This is a genomic window from Secundilactobacillus angelensis, from assembly GCF_012641075.1.
GTDB lineage: Bacteria > Bacillota > Bacilli > Lactobacillales > Lactobacillaceae > Secundilactobacillus > Secundilactobacillus angelensis.
The window spans coordinates 78,321-97,472 of sequence record NZ_JAAXLJ010000001.1 but is presented as its reverse complement, the minus strand read 5'-3'; the positions used below and the strand labels follow the sequence as shown (position 1 = coordinate 97,472).

17 protein-coding genes are annotated in these 19,152 nt (G+C 43.5%); 5 read left to right on the top strand and 12 right to left on the bottom strand.

Features of this window, described 5'->3' with window-relative positions; genetic code table 11:
- Positions 1–9: 9 nt before the first annotated feature.
- Positions 10–1,455 carry a glycoside-pentoside-hexuronide (GPH):cation symporter gene (locus HC026_RS00425; RefSeq protein ID WP_168923998.1) on the bottom strand — a complete coding sequence of 482 codons (1,446 nt, stop codon included), beginning with the start codon at positions 1,453–1,455 and terminating at the stop codon, positions 10–12.
- Between the two features lie 457 nt (positions 1,456–1,912).
- Between HC026_RS00425 and uxuA the strand changes: the two genes are divergently transcribed.
- Positions 1,913–2,980 (top strand): mannonate dehydratase, encoded by a 1,068-nt coding sequence (gene uxuA, locus HC026_RS00420; RefSeq protein WP_211089355.1) that lies wholly within the window; start codon positions 1,913–1,915, stop codon positions 2,978–2,980.
- Here the strand turns inward: uxuA and HC026_RS00415 are convergent.
- Positions 2,977–3,933 (bottom strand): sugar kinase, encoded by a 957-nt coding sequence (locus HC026_RS00415; RefSeq protein ID WP_168923996.1) that lies wholly within the window; start codon positions 3,931–3,933, stop codon positions 2,977–2,979. The two genes, uxuA and HC026_RS00415, sit on opposite strands and share 4 nt — an antisense overlap.
- A 29-nt stretch (positions 3,934–3,962) precedes the next feature.
- Positions 3,963–5,516, bottom strand: coding sequence for a gluconokinase (gntK, locus tag HC026_RS00410; RefSeq protein WP_168923995.1), 1,554 nt, complete (start codon positions 5,514–5,516; stop codon positions 3,963–3,965).
- 268 nt (positions 5,517–5,784) lie between these two features.
- On the opposite strand from gntK, the gene HC026_RS00405 reads away from it, so the two are divergent.
- Positions 5,785–6,477 carry a GntR family transcriptional regulator gene (locus HC026_RS00405; protein ID WP_168923994.1) on the top strand — a complete coding sequence of 231 codons (693 nt, stop codon included), beginning with the start codon at positions 5,785–5,787 and terminating at the stop codon, positions 6,475–6,477.
- Between the two features lie 74 nt (positions 6,478–6,551).
- Here the strand turns inward: HC026_RS00405 and leuD are convergent, their stop codons facing one another.
- From leuD to HC026_RS00385, 4 genes are read right to left on the bottom strand one after another with little or no spacing between them, the layout of a single operon-like run.
- The gene (gene leuD, locus HC026_RS00400; RefSeq protein ID WP_168923993.1) at positions 6,552–7,133 is read right to left on the bottom strand and encodes a 3-isopropylmalate dehydratase small subunit; all 582 of its coding nucleotides are present in this window, start codon (positions 7,131–7,133) and stop codon (positions 6,552–6,554) included.
- Positions 7,133–8,509, bottom strand: coding sequence for a 3-isopropylmalate dehydratase large subunit (gene leuC, locus HC026_RS00395; RefSeq protein WP_168923992.1), 1,377 nt, complete (start codon positions 8,507–8,509; stop codon positions 7,133–7,135). Before leuC ends, leuD begins: the two co-directional genes overlap by 1 nt.
- Positions 8,490–9,560, bottom strand: coding sequence for a 3-isopropylmalate dehydrogenase (leuB, locus tag HC026_RS00390; RefSeq protein ID WP_168923991.1), 1,071 nt, complete (start codon positions 9,558–9,560; stop codon positions 8,490–8,492). The genes leuC and leuB overlap by 20 nt, the downstream gene beginning before the upstream one ends.
- On the bottom strand, positions 9,560–10,723 hold the full coding sequence (locus tag HC026_RS00385) for a 2-isopropylmalate synthase (RefSeq protein ID WP_168923990.1): 1,164 nt from the start codon (positions 10,721–10,723) through the stop codon (positions 9,560–9,562). The genes leuB and HC026_RS00385 overlap by 1 nt, the downstream gene beginning before the upstream one ends.
- A gap of 513 nt (positions 10,724–11,236) precedes the next feature.
- Here HC026_RS00385 and HC026_RS00380 point away from each other — a divergent pair.
- Together HC026_RS00380 and HC026_RS00375 are read left to right on the top strand one after the other, a co-directional pair.
- A complete protein-coding gene (locus HC026_RS00380; RefSeq protein WP_168923989.1) occupies positions 11,237–11,455 on the top strand; it encodes an AbrB/MazE/SpoVT family DNA-binding domain-containing protein in 219 nt (72 codons plus the stop codon).
- On the top strand, positions 11,455–11,838 hold the full coding sequence (locus HC026_RS00375; protein ID WP_168923988.1) for a hypothetical protein: 384 nt from the start codon (positions 11,455–11,457) through the stop codon (positions 11,836–11,838). The genes HC026_RS00380 and HC026_RS00375 overlap by 1 nt, the downstream gene beginning before the upstream one ends.
- Before the next feature lie 60 nt (positions 11,839–11,898).
- On the opposite strand, the gene HC026_RS00370 is transcribed toward HC026_RS00375, so the two are convergent.
- The 4 genes from HC026_RS00370 to HC026_RS00355 all read right to left on the bottom strand — a co-directional run bounded on the left by HC026_RS00370 (position 11,899) and on the right by HC026_RS00355 (position 17,176).
- Positions 11,899–12,798, bottom strand: coding sequence for a LysR family transcriptional regulator (locus tag HC026_RS00370; protein WP_168923987.1), 900 nt, complete (start codon positions 12,796–12,798; stop codon positions 11,899–11,901).
- 107 nt (positions 12,799–12,905) lie between these two features.
- A complete protein-coding gene (locus tag HC026_RS00365; protein ID WP_168923986.1) occupies positions 12,906–14,324 on the bottom strand; it encodes an anion permease in 1,419 nt (472 codons plus the stop codon).
- Between the two features lie 27 nt (positions 14,325–14,351).
- The gene (locus tag HC026_RS00360; RefSeq protein WP_168923985.1) at positions 14,352–15,749 is read right to left on the bottom strand and encodes a flavocytochrome c; all 1,398 of its coding nucleotides are present in this window, start codon (positions 15,747–15,749) and stop codon (positions 14,352–14,354) included.
- 41 nt (positions 15,750–15,790) lie between these two features.
- Positions 15,791–17,176 (bottom strand): class II fumarate hydratase, encoded by a 1,386-nt coding sequence (locus tag HC026_RS00355; RefSeq protein ID WP_168923984.1) that lies wholly within the window; start codon positions 17,174–17,176, stop codon positions 15,791–15,793.
- Positions 17,177–17,555: 379 nt separating this feature from the next.
- On the opposite strand from HC026_RS00355, the gene HC026_RS00350 reads away from it, so the two are divergent.
- Positions 17,556–18,377: a hypothetical protein gene (locus tag HC026_RS00350; RefSeq protein WP_168923983.1), complete on the top strand. Its 822-nt coding sequence runs from the start codon at positions 17,556–17,558 to the stop codon at positions 18,375–18,377.
- 61 nt (positions 18,378–18,438) lie between these two features.
- Here the strand turns inward: HC026_RS00350 and HC026_RS00345 are convergent, their stop codons facing one another.
- Positions 18,439–19,038, bottom strand: a complete 600-nt coding sequence (locus HC026_RS00345) for a hypothetical protein (protein WP_168923982.1) — start codon at positions 19,036–19,038, stop codon at positions 18,439–18,441.
- Between the last annotated feature and the right edge of the window lie 114 nt (positions 19,039–19,152).

Here is a 19,152-nt window from a genome sequence, read left to right as displayed (position 1 = left end):
AAAAACAAATTATTTAGTTTCACCAATCGTACCGTTTTCCCACTTACCATGATCAAGATCATCGGCAATCTTGGCGAAATTGTCATCATCCAGTTTGTAGAACAAGCCGAAGATGATTGCTGCAAGAACTAAGCAAACCCCTGGATAAAGTGTCATAGCGGCTTTAATACCGTTCAATGCACCTGGTGTTTGATGTGCGTTAGCAACGTAACCAGTCAAAGCAAGAACACCCGCACTGACTAAAGCAGCAAGTGATTGGGCAATCTTACGAGAGAAGTTAAACGCTGCGTAAGTAATTGCTTCCTTACGAATACCAGTGTGCCATTCGCCATAATCAATGGCGTTGGAAACCATGGCCCAAGTAATCCCATTAGGAATTGCTAAAGCAATGTAGCCAATCGACACAAGGACGATAAACGTGATGATATTCGTTGGCAGAAAGTAGTTAGCAATGTTGGCAACGGCACCAATCGCGAAACTAACAAGTGCCGTTTTCTTTTGACCAAAGTGCTTGGTCAAGGTTGGGATCATGAAGACCCCAATGATTGAAGTCCCCATCATAATCGCGTTGATCACAGGTTGTAGGCCAATGTTACCTAGATTATATTGTGCGTAGAACACCATCATTTGGTTGTTAGTGTTCATTGCTGAAATGGTAAACAACGTCATCAAAATCAAAGCGCCTAGAGGGCCATTGTGGAAGACAACTCGTAGATAATCCTTGAAGCCTTCTTTGGTTTCACTCTTGCGGTTAACCTTGACATTTTCACGTGTCCCAAAGTAACAAACGGCAAACATCAAAACACCGATAACAGCAAAGATTGCAGCTGCAATAAAGTACCCGTGGGTCTCGTGACCATCACTGAACAGGCCCATCAATGGGATAAAAGCAACACCGGCGATAAACTGAGCACTGACTGACCCAACTTGACGCGTGGTTGCCATGAAACTTCTATCCTGAGAATTACGTGACATCACAGAAGCAAGTGACCCATATGGATCGTTGGTGAATGAATAAGCAACTCCCCAAATCATATAAGCAGCATAAGCATAAATGATCTTTTGGGTCATCGACAATCCCATCGGCATGGTAAACGTAACAACCGTCATAATCCCTAGGATAATAGCTGAAATCATCATCACTGGACGGAACTTACCGCGTGAACTGATATTTCTTCGATTATCAATAAATGACCCTGCAATCGGATCCATGAATGCATCGAAAATTTTAGTAAATGCAAAGATTCCTGCGACAACGCCAGCACCAATACCAACGCCATCAATCCAGAACTTGGTTAAATAGGCTTGCCCTAAATCAAACATGAACCCATTACCAAAATCTCCAAAACCATAAGCAACCTTTTCGCGGGTTGGAATTCGCTTAGAAGAATCATTCATCAAACCGGTTTCTTTGCCGGTGTTCCCCGATGATTTCTTCGCAGTTGACTCATCCATAACACAACCTCCTAAACTGACAAGACATAAACAATAACCTCGATTCGAAAGCGCTTTCTTAAGACCACTGATTATAATAGCACATTTTTTTGCACACGTGAAGATTTTATTATGTTATTTTTCTCTTAAAACTTACTTTGTGCACAACTAATGCCTTGGTATAGGCATTTATATCGGTAAATATTTAGTTAAAATAATTTTCTCCTGAACATTTATCGGCAAATAAATAACAGTTTTGCCCGTTAATTAGCTGTATTTAAAGTGATGTTCAGCTATTTTGTGCACTATAATGTTCACGAGAACATTTTTAACCCACAATGAGTAGCGCCAACCCTCTCAACACCGTAGCGACACTGAGTTCAGACGGCCACTTATTTATCCCACGACCAATTTATGTTAAACTTTTAACGCATTCTAGATCTAGAACTTAGGGAGGGTAATTTTGTCACGACTAAATATGAGTTTTCGGTGGTTTGGACCACACGATAGCATTACACTTTCTCAAATTAAACAAATTCCAATGACCAAACAAATTGTTGGGATGTTACCAGACATTCCTGTTGGCGAAGTTTGGCCTACTGACGCCATTCAAGCACTTAAAGACCAGATCAATCAAGCCGGCCTTAAATTTGAAGTAGTCGAATCCGTTAATATCCATGATGATATTAAAATCGGTCTGCCAACTCGGGACCGGTACATTGAAAATTACTGTCAGACAATTAGAAATCTGGCAGCTTGTGGTGTGAAGGTTATTTGTTACAACTTTATGCCCATTTTTGATTGGATCAGAACTAACCTGCGTTATCCTTTGAGTGACGGTTCTACCGCCATGCAATTTAAGCGAGCAGACTTGCCGCAAGATCCGCAAGCTTTGTTTGATCAAATTACGCAGTCTTCCAACCACTTTGAGCTGCCGGGATGGGAACCCGAGCGTCTGAGCCATTTAAAGCAGTTATTTAAGGCATATTCTAACGTTGACGAAGAACAATTAAGAGAAAACCTGAAGTACTTCTTAGATGCCGTTATTCCCGTCTGTGAGCAAGTTGGCGTTCAGATGGCAATGCACCCGGATGATCCGCCAATGGCATTGTTTGGGCTGCCAAGAATTTACAAAAATATTGAAGATATGAGACAAATTGAGAGCCTTTATTCTTCGAAAATGAATGGCTTTACGATCTGCACAGGCAGTTTAGGCGAGAATCCAGATAATGACGTACCCGCTATTATTTCAGAATTTGTCAGCAAAGGCAAGGCACCGTTCATTCACCTGCGTAACATCAAGCACGACCCGACTCACCCGCAGGATTTCCGTGAATCGGCACACGAATCTAGCGAGGGCTCACTAGATATGTTCGCAATTCTAAAAGCCCTTGATGATAACCATTTTGACGGTTACGTTAGACCGGATCATGGTCGTGATATTTGGGATGAACACGGCCGCCCTGGGTATGGGTTATACGACCGCGCTTTAGGGATTACTTATTTATTAGGATTATGGGAAGGCATACAAAAAGCTCGGCATTAAGCCGAGCTTTTTTGATATTGTCTCAGTTCATCAATCGTTGGATAACCATCATTATCCCCAGCAGATTGAATAGCCAAGGCACCAATCGCATTGCCACGCCGGACAGCTTCTTCTAAAGATAAGCCATCCAAGCAGCCAGTGATAAAGCCGGTGGTAAAGCCATCGCCTGCCCCAACCGTATCGACAATTTGATTAACTTTGTATCCATTAACGTGCAAGACGTTTCCATTGCGTTCCTTAACAAACGCACCCTTCGCACCAAGCTTAATAATGACCAGTTCAGTTCTCTGACTGTGATCAAAGTAGAAGTCTGCCATTTGGTTTAAATCCGAAAGACCCGTCAACTGTTCAGCTTCATGAATCCCTGGCAGAACAACATCCGCTTGAAAAGCCAATTGATTAATCGTTTCAATCATGATTTCCTTGCTAGGCCACAAAGATGGTCGCAGGTTGGGATCAAAAGTGAGCTTAACACCCCGTTTAGCCTGAACTCGGCTAATCAGCGATTGAGTTGCTAAAAGCGCCTGCTGAGAAATGGCGGGGAAGATCCCCGTGTAATGAAAGAATTTGACATCATTTAAATCAATTTTGGTTATTTGGCTACTATCAATGTGTGCGGCAGCCGAACCACTTCTGAAGTAGTGAGTCTGTGGATCACCCTGTGACACCCGTTCCTTCATCTGAAAGCCGGTCCAGTATGCTGAAGTCTGATCGATATAGGAAATTCCCACTCCAGCACTCTGCAACTGCTTTTTGATAAAATCGCCAAGCGGGTCTTGTCCTAAACGCGTGATGTATTGCGTTTGGTGACCCAAACGGGAAACACCGATAGAGACGTTCAGTTCCGCACCAGCCGCAAATTTTTGAAAATGGGTGGCATCAACTAACGATTGGTCAGTATCAGTGGACGCGAAAAGCGCCAAGGGTTCACCGATTGTTAAAAATTCACTCATCACGTAGCACTTCCTTAATCACACACGGATTACTTCTGATCATCAATAGATTCTGGGAATTCTCGTTGATAATCAGCGATACTCTTGTATTCCTTTGAAAGTTCCCGACTTAAACGAATATAAATTGGGATCAAAGCACGATATTTTGCATAGTTTTCTTCATTAGGATGATAAACGTTCTTAGCACCAATATACTTGCTGATATCCTCTAACTTATCCTCAAGACCTAGGCTCATTTTAGCTAAGAACATGGCAGCTAAACTACCACTTTCATACGATTCTGGAATAGTCACATCGTTTTCGTAAACGTCGGCCAAAATCTGACGGCCAAGAGACGACTGCACGAACCCACCGGCAGCTAAAATGGCCTTAGGTTTCCCAGTAACTTCTCGCAGCGCCAAGGTAACTGAATATAGATTATAAACAATGCCTTCGAGCACGGCACGAATCATGTGTGCGCGAGTGTGAGAACGATTGAGTCCGAAGAATGAACCACGGGCATTGGCATCCCATAATGGTGCCCGTTCCCCACCTAGATATGGATGGAAAATAAGCCCATTAGAGCCAGCGGGAACCTTCTTAGCAATTTCAGTCAGCATATCAAAGGAATTCATCTTCAACATCTTAGCGGTTTCCAGTTCAGAACCAAATAAGGCATCATGCGCCCAACTGAAGACAATTCCCCCGTTGTTAATAGGACCACCAACGAGATACTTGCCCTTCATGATCAGGTAGCAGTAAAGCCGGCCCTTTGGATCAATAACCGGTTTGTCCACAAAACTACGGACAGCGGCAGAAGTCCCAATGTTAATGGCGAGAACACCGGTTTCAATGGCACCGACACCGATGGTTGAAAGTGCACCATCAGTCGCACCCATCACGAAGTAAACGTCATCGTCAATGCCCATCACCTTAGCGTACTCAGAACGAATACCCTTGATCTTATAGGTGGTGTCGACAAGTTCAGGCAGCTGTTCGCGTTTAACGCCAGCTTCCTTCATTGCTTCGTCATCCCAATCGGCCGTCTTCATGTTCATCAGACCAGTTGCGGCACCCATCGAAATCTCTTCTTTGAGCACGTTCGTATAGCGCCAAATGATGTATTCCTTGATGCCGACCCAGTAGGCTGCATTCTTGAAAATATCAGGTTCTTCGTTCTTCAACCACAGTAACTTATAAAACGGTCCCATGGGGTGAATTGGCAGACCTGTACGCTTGTACATTTCCATTCCGCGACCGTTTTCGCGGTATTCATCTGCGTATTTACCAGCTCGGTTATCCGCCCAAGTAATTGCCTTAGTAATTGGCTTATAATCCTTATCGAGCGCAATCAAACTGTGCTGTTGTGCTGACCAGGAGACCGCAACAACTTTGCCATCCTTTAACTGGGCCTTTGCCACAACTTCTTGAATGGCTTGTAACGTTGCATTAAAAATGTCTTCTGGATCTTCTTCTGCCATATCAGGTACACTTTGATACAACGTGTAGCCCTTATTTGCTTTAGCGTAAATTTTACCGTTTAAATCATAGAGTAACGCCTTGGTACTCGTAGTACCGACGTCGATTCCAATAATGTAATCCATCACTATCCCGTCCTCACTTAAACTAATATACAAGAATTGTACTTCTGATATACCAGTTTGTCAATAGCGCTTACATTGCCGTCACATGGGTAATTACATTCTATAAAATTAGAGAGAAAAAGCAACAAATATCACTTAATAACCACTTTTGAGTCAAGAAATAAGCTGATTTATCTGATTTTTCAACAATTTTTTACATTTTAATGGTATAACTAATCTATGGTATTGCGAATTGCTAAATACCATAGTTTCTGCAGGAGGTTCCTTGATGGACAATACACGAGACAATATGCGTAAAGACGCTTACGATCAGATTAAATATCGCATCATTCACTTTGAATACATTCCCGGACAAAAGATTTCGGAAAAACTGATTTCTACCGAACTGAACTTAGGCCGGACACCAATTCGTGAAGCCCTTATCCGAATTGAGCGTGAGGAATTAATTGAAGTCATCCCTCAAAGTGGTACCTATATCACCAGAATTGATTTACAAGAAGCCGAAGATGGCCGCTTTGTGCGTGAATCCATTGAGCCGAGAATCATGCTTCAAGCCGCCACGATGATGACGCCTGAAACGAAGGCCAAAATTCAAGACAATTTGAAAGAACAGGAAAAAACGGCCAAACTAAACCAACCAGATAGTTTCTTTGATTTGGATCAGGATTTCCATCACCTCTTTTACTCACTGGACAATAAGGATACCGTTTGGTCTTGGCTGCAAATGAACAACACGCAGCTGAACCGATTCCGCCGACTTCGTTTGAAGGAAACGGATCTGAATTGGCAAACGCTGACCAAGCAACACCGTTTGATCTATGATGCGGTTATTAATAAAGATCTCGATACCATTGACTACTTAATTAAAGAACACCTACACCTAATGCTTGAAGAAAAAGGAACCGTGCTGAATGCCTATCCTGATTACTTCAAGGTCAACGATGACGACCAGGTATCATAACAGTTAAAACTGTTTGAGTTACATAGGCGAATAAAATGGCTCCCAGCCAACGTTGGGAACCATTTTTTTGATGATTAAAATTGTGGCATTTTTGCCTCGTAAGCTTCGATTTGATCCTCATATTGCATCGTAATGGCAATATCGTCCAAACCATTAATAAACTTGTGCTTCCATAGCGGATCAATCTCAAATTTAAATTGGTGCCTATCGTAACGTACTTCCTGATTAGGCAGATCAACGGTAATTTTAGCATCCGCTGGTGCAGCTGCTAGGATTTCCCGTTGATCCCGGGGTAAGGTGATTGCTAGAAAACCATTCTTAGTACTATTCATGTAGAAAATATCACTGAAGCCACCGGCAATCACGGCTTTAAATCCGTAATCTTTTAGTGCCCAAACCGCGTGTTCACGAGAAGACCCGCAGCCAAAATTATCACCGGCGACTAAGATCTCGGCACCCTGGCGTTCAGGCTTATTCAAAATAAAGTCAGGATTTGGCTTACCGTCTTTTTCGTAGCGCCAGTCAAAGAACAGGTGCCGGCCGTAACCCACTTTCAGGATATTCTTCAAAAATTGCTTTGGAATCAGTTGGTCGGTATCGATATTATCCTTCATGATTGGTACTGAAGTACTCGTAATTGTTGTAATGGGTTCCATTATGCGATGCCTGCCTTTCTGATATCTACAAAATGACCGTTAATAGCCGCTGCAGCAACCATTGCCGGACTCGCTAAGTGCGTCCGTGACCCAGCACCTTGGCGGCCTTCAAAATTTCGGTTAGAAGTTGAAGCACAGTGAACACCAGCCGGAACTTGATCGGGATTCATACCCAGACAAGCTGAACAACCGGGTTCGCGCCAGTCACAACCGGCATCCTTGAAAATCTTATCAATTCCCTGCTTCTCAGCTTCTTCCTTAATAGTACGAGAACCAGGTACCACCAGTGCCGTAACTTGCGGGGCAATGTGATGCCCCTTTAAAACAGAGGCTGCAATCTTCAGGTCGGACAAACGGCCATTGGTGCAGGAACCAAAGAAGGCAAATTCAATTGGAATCTCCGGTGCGGTTTGGCCCGGCTTAAGCCCAACGTAGTCATAGGCTTTTTGATCGTCAGCATTCTTGATTTCTGGAAACGACTGGTCAACCGGTACGGCCATACCAGGATTAGTTCCCCATGAAACGAACGGTGCTAAATCACTCACGTCAAAGTCAACGATTCGATCAAAGGTGGATTCGTCATCCGTGTAAAACTGCTTCCAGTATTCGATTGCTTTAGCCATGTTCTTAGGTGCGTACTTCCGGCCGGCAACGTAGTCAAAGGTTGTTTGGTCAGGGCGAATTATCCCAACCTTAGCGCCACCTTCAATGGCCATATTGCTTAACGTCATCCGTTCTTCCATGCTCATCCGTTCAATGGTATCGCCGTAGAATTCAGCCGCATATCCAGTTCCAAACGAAACCCCTTCGCGGGCAATCAGCCCCATAATGATGTCCTTAGCATACACGCCCTTAGATAATTCACCATGAATGTGGATGCCCATGGTCTTGGGCTTCGTCTGCCAAATGGTTTGAGTGGCTAAGACGTGTTCCACTTCTGAAGTTCCGATACCAAACGCAATTGAACCGAACGCCCCGTGAGTAGCAGTATGCGAGTCCCCGCAAACGATGACCATTCCGGGTTGAGTTAGGCCTAATTGAGGACCAATGACGTGGATAATACCTTGATCTTCATCCCCCATACCGGCTAACCGAACGCCGAATTCCTTGGCATTCTTGCCCAAAGTATCGATCTGCTTACGTGAAATTTCATCTTTAATGTTAAAAATATCCTTTGTCGGCACGTTATGATCCATGGTTGCAAAAGTTTTGTCGGTTCGGCGCACTTTCCGGTGATTTTCACGTAATCCTTCAAACGCTTGCGGTGACGTTACTTCGTGAAGTAAGTGCAAATCAACGTACAGCAGTTGCGGATCGCCAACCTTCCCCGTAATCACGTGCTTACTCCAAATTTTATCAAACATGGTCTGGCTCATATGAATGCCTGCTTTCCTTAATATGGTTAATAATTGTCTTTGTCATTTCTTCAGTAGTTGCTTGCCCGCCTAAATCCGGCGTAACGATACCAGCTGCTACCGTCTGGTTAATTGCATCGCTAATTTCCGTTGCCATGTCAGCCCGATTAAACGAGTGGGTCAGCATCATGGCAACTGAACGGATCATCGAGATTGGGTCGGCAATTCCTTTACCGGCAATGTCAGGTGCTGAACCGTGAATCGGCTCATAGAGTGATGGCCCATCTGTCCCACGGCTCATGGATGGAATCGTACCAAGCGAACCCGTAGTCTGAGCAGCCTCATCACTGAGAATGTCGCCAAAGAGATTTTCGGTCAGAATCACATCGAACTGGCCTGGTGAAGCAATAATCTTCATGGAAGCTGCGTCTACATAGCTAGTATCATAGGTAACTTGAGGATATTCCGTTGCAATCTGAGCAACGATTTTCCGCCATAGTTTACTGGTATCCAGTACGTTAGCTTTATCCACCAGTGTGACGTGTTTGCGCCGTTTCATAGCCATATCAAAAGCCACCCGAGTAATCCGTTCGATTTCTTCGTTGGTGTAACGCATCGTGTCTAAAGCGTAAGTGTCAGTTGTTTCTCGTGGGGTACCAAAGTAAATCCCGCTGGTCAACTCACGGACAATCACAAAATCCACTGGTTCAGTGTTTTTAAGTGGTGAATACTTCTGCATAGCAGAACTAATTTCCGTTGGTCGAATATTTGCGAACAAATTCAGTGCTTTGCGAATTGCCAATAGTCCTTGCTCAGGTGTCTTTGGCGCACCGTCCCACTTAGGACCGCCGATGGCAGCCAGTAGAACCGCGTCACTTTGCTGTGCAGCCTTCAACGTTTCAGCAGGTAATGGCTCTCCTGTCTGATCGATACCAGCACCACCAAAAGGCATCTCATGAAGCCGATAGTCGAAGTCCTGATCTTCACTAACGGCGGCTAATACTTTTAAACCCGCTGCCATAATTTCTGGCCCGATATAATCACCGGCAAGAACTGTAATATTGGCTGTCATTATGCGCTCACCTCACTAAATTTGTTCATAATCACTCGAAGATCATCGTCAGAAACAATGTCGGTATGATCCGCCCTGTCTTTAAAGTGTGGGAAAATAACCTTCATATCATCGCGGTTAACCTCGTAACCCATCTCATTTAGCTTAGTCATCACGGCATGTGAGCCGGAAAGCTTACCAAGTGGCAACGTGGTCTTATGAGCGCCAACGCATTCAGGAGTTAGGATCTCGTAAGTTTGCGGATTCTTCAGCATGCCGTCTTGGTGAATCCCAGATTCGTGAGCAAATGCGTTCGCCCCAACTACGGCCTTATTATGCGGTACCGGCATCTTAGCAAATTTGCTGATCATGTCACTGGTACGCTTGGTTTCTTTCATATTAATGTTGTTCGTCGCATCGTAGTAATCCTTGCGAACGTACATTGCTGCGGCAACTTCTTCCAACGCTGCGTTGCCGGCCCGTTCACCGATTCCGTTGATGGTCCCTTCAATTCGAGTAGCACCGTTTTCAATGGAAGCAAGGCTGTTAGCAACCGCCATACCAAGATCATCGTGACAGTGCACTGAAAAGGTGTACTTATCAAAATCGTTGACGTTTTCGCGAAGGTTCTTAAAGAGCGCTGCGAATTCAGCTGGATTGGTGTAACCCACCGTATCCGGAATGTTGATCACGGTTGCTCCTGCAGCCGTTGCCGCGTTGATTGATTCAACCAGGAAGTCGGGTTCTGTTCGAGTGGCATCTTCTGGTGAAAATTCCACGATATCGAAGAACTGATGCGCGTATGACACGCAGTCGGTAATGGTATCAATGACTTCTTGCTTCGTCATATGTAATTTGGAGTCACGGTGAATGGGACTGGTTGCAATGAAGACATGAACTTGTTTATGTACGGCATCTGCAGTCGCCTTTACACAGGCATCAATATCACCTTTTCGGGCTCGCGCCAAACCAGTAACGCAGGCCTTCTTCACGGCACGTGAAACTGCTTGAACCGCTTCAAAATCGCCCTTAGAAGCTACTGGAAATCCTGCTTCGATTACATCAACACCCCATGCTTCAAGCTGTTTTGCAATTGCAACTTTCTCATCAATACTGAAGTTGACGCTAATTGTCTGTTCACCATCGCGAAGCGTGGTATCAAAAAACTGAATCTGTTTACTCATAATAATCATCCCTTCAAATTTGAGTTTTAACCAAAAACAACACCCCATTCGCATTGAATGGGGTGTTGTTTCGACAAGCCCCATTCCATAACGCAAACAGGACTTGACGTGTTACATTGTCAAATCCTAGGTCATAATAATAAGGCTAATAAAGAGGTTGCAAGTGTTGAGTTGTTATTGAATTGAACAGTCATCAGATGTACCTCCTTATCTCTTTGTCGTTTTTAGTATGCTCACACACTAGCATACCAAATGAGAGCTGACAAACCGTTTTCTAATATTCCTGACAACTATTTTCCCTAATAATTACCTGGCTTGCCGTCCTCAAAGGAATAGAAAAGATACAGCAATTTCCAATATTCTTTTCTCTCAGAAATATATTCCAATGCCACTAATATTATATTGGAATATTAAAGCAACCTGACTATTTTGCCATGATTGGATAGACCAAATATGCTATACTACTTCTAAGAAATCATGAATTTGTTATAACGAAAGGATAAATTTGGACTCATGAATGAAATTAAATCACAACGCCAAATCATTCAAGTTGGCAATTCATTAGCAATTACAATCCCAGCAAATATTGCTCGGAAATTAGCGGTCCAAAAAGGCGACGAAATTGACGTCTCTTTCCGAAACGACACTCAGCTCGATGCACAATTTTTCCAAAGTATGGAAACTGTCATCGATCAATTTGAAAGTGCATTGAATCAAATAGGAGGCAAGTAATGCGTTATCTAACAGCTGACGAATTAGCCGCCATTAATAGTCGCCTCGCTATTAGGGCTGGTCAACAACCTGGTATCAAGAATGCGGAACAACTTGATAAAATCATTGCTGTTCCGCAATCTAATTTTTACGATCAAAGCTTACATGAAATGGTAGCGAATAAAACCGGTTTCCTGATGGATTCAATTATTTCAGGAAAACCATTTGTGCACATGAATCTGCAAACAGCCGCTGTTGCTGTGGCGGCGCTAGCTGATTTAAACGATTATCAGCTAACTTTCACTGATGATGAACTGATTAATCTGGTCAAACGTGTTAACCAGCATGAAGTTGGTGCCACCGATCTATTCGTCATTTTCAACAGTCATTTAAAACAAAAATAGGCGATAGGCACACTACTAAAAAACGAATTTCCGACATCGGAAATTCGTTTTTTTCTCTATTTACTGACTTTGCGGGATCTTTAACTGCTTTAGTTCCTCAATAAAATGCTTCTCTTCTGCCGTCAATACGTAACCTTGACGAATGACAATCGAGACGTTAAACCGTTCAGCAACGGGATCCAAAATTTGCAAGCAGGATAGCTCTGATTCATCACTAGAGCTCACGACGTCGCGAACCAATAAACTGACACCTAAGTTTTCCTTAACTAAACTCGTAATCCACGAGATATCTGGGGTCCGATAAATGACCGGGGGATTGACACCGGCAAATTGGCTGTATGCTTTGAACGCTTTAGGATGAACAAACTTGCGGTTCAGCATAATGAACTCTTCGTTGGCTAACTCTTTAAAGAAAACACTCCCTCGATTAGCCAACCGATGGCGACGACTAACTACCGCCACAAATGGCCGGCTTCCAATGTGAATCACGTTCAGCGAGGGATCGTGCAACGGTAACACCGAAGCCAATAGGGCAATATCGATTTCTCCTTCTTTGACGGCGCTTAGCAGGCCACCAGACCCAGTCTCTACCAGGTCTAACCGCTGTAGTAGGCCGTCTTTTAGCAGCTGACCAGCTAGTGCGGGAAAGTACAATGTGCCGATAATGGGTGGTAAGCCAAACCTGATTCGTGATAATTTGGCGTTTTCGATCTCTTGATGAGCTAAATTGAGGCTAGCAGCCACTGTGCTAGCTTTTTCGTAGAGTAATAATCCTGACCGCGTGATTTCAGTTCGATTGTGTGCGCGATCAACGTGAACGAGTTCGTCTTCGAATTCCCGTTCTAGACGTTTAACTGCCTGCGTAACAGTGGGCTGTGAGACGTTAAAGGCCTTTGCGACAGCCGTGAAATTTCGCTTTTCAACCAATGCTTTAAAATAAGCTAAGTCTTTCGTGTTCATCCTAATGCTCCTTAGAATAGATCATTCACCATAGCTTATCACAAATTAAAAAGTTGCGCCTGCTTAGTTAGCAAGTGCAACTTTTAGTATCTAAATTAAATTCGTTTTTACCACATACCGAGAACTTTCATCCAGAGTGAACCAACACCGCCCCAAATAACGATGTAAACCAGGCCCAAGACGAAGTTCAAACGCCACCAGTCGCTCTGCTTGTTATAACCAGCACCGAACAATGCTGAAGCAGGACCGTTAGCATATTGAGTAGTTGAACCGAAGATTGCTCCGGTGAAACCTAAAATCATAGCCGCAAAGGTTGCTGGTGCACCAGCTGAAATAGCAACGGCCAACAAAGCACCGTACATTGCAGTAACGTGCGCAGTACCTGATGCAAATAAGTAATGGCTGTAGAAGTAGAACAGAACCAATACCACCAGGACAATTTCCCAACTCATACCGTGAAGACTTGTACCCAAGGCCTTTGATAACCAAGGAATAAAGCCTAAAACGTTTAATTCGTTGGCCATGAAGATCAGAATTGAGAACCAAATAATCGTGTTCCATGCACCAGTTTCATTCAAAATATCCTTAGTGCTTAAAACGCCAGTCAATAGCAGTAAGACAACGGCTAAGAACGCAACCGTAGAAGCTTCCAAACCAATAAAACTAGAAATCATCCAGAGAAGCAAGGCAACAACGAAAACTGAAGCCATGATCTTTTCAGGCAACGACATTTTACCCATTTCGGCTAACTCTTTGTCAGCCCATTCTTTGGCATTTGGTGTTTCCTTGATTTCTGGTGGATACATCTTGTAAATCAACCATGGAACCAAGAGCAAGCAAATAATACCAGGAACAAGTGCGGCAATGAACCAGCCCATCCATGAAATCTGAACGTGCATCCCTTTAGCTAAAGCAACGGCAACCAAGTTAGGTGCCATAGCAGTCATAAACATACCAGAAGTGATAATGTCACCATGGAATTCAGTAAACATCAGGTATGAACCAATCTTGCTTTGCGTACCATCTTTAGGTGATGAACCAAAAGTCTCAGATAGAGATTCGATGATAGGCATAACAATCCCACCGGCACGAGCAGTGTTACTTGGTGTAGCTGGCGCAGTAACCAGATCCACACCAATCAAGGCGTATGATAAGCCCAGTGTTCGTTTACCAAATAGACGGACGAAAATCAATGCAATTCGACGCCCCAGACCCGTGTTGATAAATCCACGTGACAGGAAGTATGCCATCCCAATCATCCAAACAGTGTCGTTCCCAAAACCTGAAGCCGCGTCTTCCATCTTAACAACGCCAAGCAAAACGGATAAAGTAATTCCAATAAGTGCTGACCCTGCGATAGGCAAGGGTTGAGTAATACATGCAAGAATAGTTGCGATAAAAATAGCTAACATATGCCAGGCTACAAGTGAAACAGCAGCTGGCTTAATTGGTGCCAAGAACCAGATAATCAAGCCGACCACTATCGGCAAGATAAATTTCTTATAATTAACCTTATTGAGTGTCATTTTCCATGCTCTCCTATATAAAATGCATTATTTTTCATTAATGTAGTTGAATACTTGTTCACCGGCTTGACGACCAAAGATAACTGTTTCAGCGATTGAATTACCGCCAATTCGGTTATTCCCGTGAAGCCCCCCAACAATTTCACCAGCAGCATAAAGACCCTTGATTGCTTTACCATCTTCGTTAAGCACTTCAGTCTTATGATTGATGGCAATCCCACCCATTGTGTAATGGATGGCTGGTGCAATGTGAATGGCGAAGAATGGTGCTGTTGAAATGTCTCGATCCATCCCTGTGGTTCGGTTAAAGGCTGAATCGTTTTGGTCAGCAACGGCGGTATTCCAGTCGCTAACAGTCTGCTTCAACGTAGCAGCATCAAACCCGAGCTGACTAGCCAAATCATCCAGTGATTGACCAGTGTGAACTAAACCAATTGAATCGTAAAATTCAACGGCCTTGGCACGGTCGCGGATGCCCTGATCAAAGATCAGGTAAGCACCGTTCTCGTTTAAACCATCAATTGCTGCAGTAACGTTCTTACGGGTATCCAATTCGTTCACAAAACGGTCACCATGCTTATTAACTAAGATGGCACCTTCGCCACGAACCGCTTCACCAATCAGGTAAGCATGTGGTGTATCTTGCTGAACTGTTGGGTGGACTTGAACCTGATCCATATCGACTAGTTTTGCACCTAACGCTTGAGCCAGCTTGATGCCATCACCAGTTGCGCCTGGTTGGTTAGTCGTCTCCATGCCCTTTAAATCAGGACGATACTTTGCCAGCATGTCTTGGTTAGCACCGAAACCACCAGCGGCCAGAATAACAGCATCCGCGGTCAATGGACCGCTTTGCTTACCAGTTGTGGCACGCACACCGGTGACCTTACCGTCATCATCTGTAGTTAGCTCGGTGACCTTTAAACCAGAGAATAGTGGAATACGGGCTTTTTGAACTTGCTTCAACAATTCAGTAACCAGGAACCCGCCAATTGCAGCCAATGAGTGGGGCCGGTGAGTCCGCATCTTACTCATCCCACCCGTGATCGTGATTTCATCCAATTGAATATCATGATCAGCCAACCAGTCAATGGCTAAAGCAGCGTGTTCAGAGAAGTACTTCAGTAGTTCGGTGTTGTTTTGGCCACCGCCACCCTTTAAAGTTTCATCGTAGAATTCTTGGAAACTATCGACCACGTGATGCTTTAATTGGACATTAGTTTCGGCGGCGTTCATCCCTGATGAAGCCCGGTTAGTGTTACCACCCAATTTGTCCATTTTTTCAAGGATAACTGGTGACAGGCCTAGCTCATGTGCCTGAATGGCGGCCGTCATACCAGCTGCGCCAGAACCAATCACAATCACATCATAGTGCTTGCGTAATCGTGTGAGTGGGGTTGGTTGGAAATGAAATTTTTCAGCCATGTTATTACTCCTATTCTTAATTGTGTATCACTGTGTTTAATTTACTTTTGATCGATGTTAGTCATGTTAATCGGCACAACCCACTTGTCGTACTCTTCTTCTGTCAGCAAGCCAGACTTCAAAGCAGCTTCCTTCAGTAAAGTACCTTCCTTTAATGCTTCTTGAGCAATAGTGGCACTTTCGTGATAGCCAATGTGTGGTGATAATGCAGTAACAGTCATTAATGAACGGTCAACTAATTCTTCCATCCGTTCTGAGTTAACAGACAGACCGTGAATCATCTTGTCGGCAAAGCCACGCATCGTACCTTCAAGTAATTCAGCTGATTCAAGGAAAGCAGAAATCAGAACTGGCTTGTAAACGTTCATTTCAAAGTTACCTTGGCTTGAAGCTAGGTCAACGACTACATCGTTACCCATTACCCGAACAGCGGCCATGGTGATGGCTTCAGCTTGAGTTGGGTTAACCTTACCAGGCATGATTGAAGAACCAGGTTCGTTAGCAGGAATGTTCAATTCACCGTAACCGGCACGAGGACCAGAAGCTAAGAAACGAACATCGTTAGCAATCTTCATCAAATCGGCAGCTAACGTCTTGATAGCACCGTGGACGACATTTAAGCCTGAGTGGTGAGCCAAGCCATAGAATTTGTTGGTGTCAGCAGTAAAGTGTAGGTCGTACACTTCGCCCATCTTGTCAGCAATAATACCAGCAAAACCAGGTGCGGCGTTTAAACCAGTACCAACAGCGGTACCACCCATTGCTAATTCACTCAGTGTCTTACCTAACGTTTGCAGGTAATCCAAATCATGTTCCAAAGCACTGACCCAGCCAGAAACTTCTTGGCCAAAGGTTAATGGTGTTGCATCTTGTAAGTGGGTCCGGCCAATCTTAACGGTCTTCCAGTATTTTTCTTGTTTAACTTTTAATTCATCAATTAAGTGTTGAGTTGATTCTTCCAAATGGCTAACAGCCTTAGCAGCGGTAATGTTCATGGCCGTTGGGAAGATATCATTAGAACTTTGACCCTTGTTAACATCATCATTAGGTAAGATTTCAATGTCAGCATTGATTTTAGCTGCTTGGTGAGCAACGACTTCGTTGACGTTCATGTTGGTTTGAGTACCTGAACCAGTTTGGTACACAACCAGTGGGAAATCTTTACGCAAGTCTTCATCGTCAAGTGCAAGCAGCGTATCGATTGCTTCGACAATCAAGTCTGCTTTGGCACCATCAATGTTCTTTAATTCTTTATTAGCGGTAGCTGCAGCTTTCTTGATCTGTAATAACGCTTTGATAATCTCAAGCGGCATTTTTTCACCAGTTGGGAAGTTGTTACGACTTCTTTCAGTTTGAGCACCCCAGAGTGCGTTAGAAGGGATCTTAACTTCACCAATCGTATCTGATTCAATTCTGTAATCTGCCATTGTTTTGACCTCCATTGATTTGTGAATAATGTATACTACCAACAAGTATCGTTTAGTGATGTTATTCACTAACAACTGTACAATACTTCCTGTTTTCCGTTATAGTCAAACGCTTACCAAGCCATTATATTTTCTTATGAGGTTGATATACTGGGCATTGCTAGCTTATATAAGGCTTAATTTGATTTTGCACAATTTAAATGAATATTTTTTTGTATCGTTTACACTTTCACACAGATTATTTGAAAGCGATTTCGTAACTAAATCAGACTGTTTCCTTTCATTATTTAATCAGGTTCATATGATTATTTCCCGTTTTATAGTAGAATGGAATTCTACTTAGATTAGGTCTTTTCTGTCAGACATAGGAGGCAGTCCATTGTTTCGCTTTAAACATTTTTTATTCAGCATTTTAATTCTACTCGCAGGCGCCCTATTGACCGCTTGTGGCAATCAACAAAAGCAAACCCAACCCGTCAATAAGCTGGCCTTAGTTAAATCAGGGCAAGGTCATCAGGCACGGGTTTGGTATCATTTTTCTCAGGATCAAACTCAAGTCACGAGAAATAGTGCTGTAAATGGTATTTTCATCCTTAAAAACGGCAAAGCCACCACTTACATGCTACCAACTGGTAAGAATAAGGTAACCCTACGTCAGGTATCCAAAATGCCCACACCAACACTACTCAAATGGGCGAAGAATCAGGATCGCAAAGCATTTCAGACTGGTGTTAGCGCCCAGCAAACTAAGGTGAAAGATAGTATTGATGGTATTAAGACCGACTTAAAACGGCTACAAGCCTCTAAAAGTGACCCGACACAAGTCAAAGCGTTACAGCAGTACTTAAAAATCAACGAGGCCATTCACGATAATCCCAGCAACTATGCAGCACCTAGTGCCTATCCATTAACGGCCAACCAACAAGCTCGCGGTGAACAGTTTGGCCTGAAACTCTACCCCGTAAAAACCGTTCAGTACGGTGATGCCAACGTTATTATGGCCAGCGAGCTTTCACTATCTAATTACACCTTCAATAAACGCATCCAGCCAACTCATATTGATGGCCACTATTATGGGGGCTACAGTTCGACCGTGAATGACGATCACTACTTAATTCTGACACGGGTCACTAAACATACTCGAATTGTTTACGACCAGCAAAAAACAGCTGGCGTTTCAAAACCAACTGCCGCGGAATAGTCCAATATCAAAAGCAGCCTCGGTCCGTTAGTTATCGGATCAAGGCTGCTTTTATTATCTACTAATTTTGCTGACTCTCATGCAGAAGCGTTACTTTGCCATTTTTCACTGACAAAATCACTGGTCCAGTCTTTGATTTCTTCACCTGGAACGTATAACTACCATTCAATGACTTATCGATTGATTTAGACATCTTCAAATAGTTATCTGACATTGATTTGATTGATTTTGCATTGGTCTTGGGATACTTCCACATTGTGTTAATCGCTTTGACGTACTTGGTGTTGGTTGGCGTGATTGTAAACGTCTTGTTATCCTGATTAAAAGTCACATCACCAACGCTATTCTGATACGATTTCTGTAGTTGCTGCAGCACGTTTTGTTCATTCTTATGAAGCTGCACAAGCGAAGCTGATTCTGAGCTTTTCTGCTCAAAATATTGATTGGAACGAACATTACGTCTTTGTGACGTTTGGGTCGGTCTTGGCTTTATCCAGCCATTTTTATACACGTACCCGAAACTAAATAACAGCCCCAATACACTGATGATCGTTAGGATTCGCGTAGTACCGACTAACCCGTTATAGTGAGCAGCATACCACCATGAAAATCCCCCCATAATAGTCATGAGAGTAAAGATAAACACTAAAATGATCCCCATTACATATTGCCCCCTGTTATAATATCGAATAAAAATCGAGCCGAATTGCTTAATTACCTATCTATTATAATCCTTTTAGGCGATGTAAGACTAGGGGTAAGAAGCCATTCAACC

Coding starts and splice junctions, on each gene's coding strand:
- HC026_RS00405 (WP_168923994.1), top strand. CDS start 5,785: ATGGACAATACACGAGACAATATGCGTAAAGACGCTTACGATCAGATT.
- uxuA (WP_211089355.1), top strand. CDS start 1,913: ATGAGTTTTCGGTGGTTTGGACCACACGATAGCATTACACTTTCTCAA.
- HC026_RS00370 (WP_168923987.1), bottom strand. CDS start 12,798: ATGAACACGAAAGACTTAGCTTATTTTAAAGCATTGGTTGAAAAGCGA.
- HC026_RS00345 (WP_168923982.1), bottom strand. CDS start 19,038: ATGGGGATCATTTTAGTGTTTATCTTTACTCTCATGACTATTATGGGG.
- HC026_RS00385 (WP_168923990.1), bottom strand. CDS start 10,723: ATGAGTAAACAGATTCAGTTTTTTGATACCACGCTTCGCGATGGTGAA.
- HC026_RS00365 (WP_168923986.1), bottom strand. CDS start 14,324: ATGACACTCAATAAGGTTAATTATAAGAAATTTATCTTGCCGATAGTG.
- leuD (WP_168923993.1), bottom strand. CDS start 7,133: ATGGAACCCATTACAACAATTACGAGTACTTCAGTACCAATCATGAAG.
- gntK (WP_168923995.1), bottom strand. CDS start 5,516: ATGGATTACATTATTGGAATCGACGTCGGTACTACGAGTACCAAGGCG.
- HC026_RS00355 (WP_168923984.1), bottom strand. CDS start 17,176: ATGGCAGATTACAGAATTGAATCAGATACGATTGGTGAAGTTAAGATC.
- leuC (WP_168923992.1), bottom strand. CDS start 8,509: ATGAGCCAGACCATGTTTGATAAAATTTGGAGTAAGCACGTGATTACG.
- HC026_RS00360 (WP_168923985.1), bottom strand. CDS start 15,749: ATGGCTGAAAAATTTCATTTCCAACCAACCCCACTCACACGATTACGC.
- HC026_RS00375 (WP_168923988.1), top strand. CDS start 11,455: ATGCGTTATCTAACAGCTGACGAATTAGCCGCCATTAATAGTCGCCTC.
- leuB (WP_168923991.1), bottom strand. CDS start 9,560: ATGACAGCCAATATTACAGTTCTTGCCGGTGATTATATCGGGCCAGAA.
- HC026_RS00380 (WP_168923989.1), top strand. CDS start 11,237: ATGAATGAAATTAAATCACAACGCCAAATCATTCAAGTTGGCAATTCA.
- HC026_RS00425 (WP_168923998.1), bottom strand. CDS start 1,455: ATGGATGAGTCAACTGCGAAGAAATCATCGGGGAACACCGGCAAAGAA.
- HC026_RS00415 (WP_168923996.1), bottom strand. CDS start 3,933: ATGAGTGAATTTTTAACAATCGGTGAACCCTTGGCGCTTTTCGCGTCC.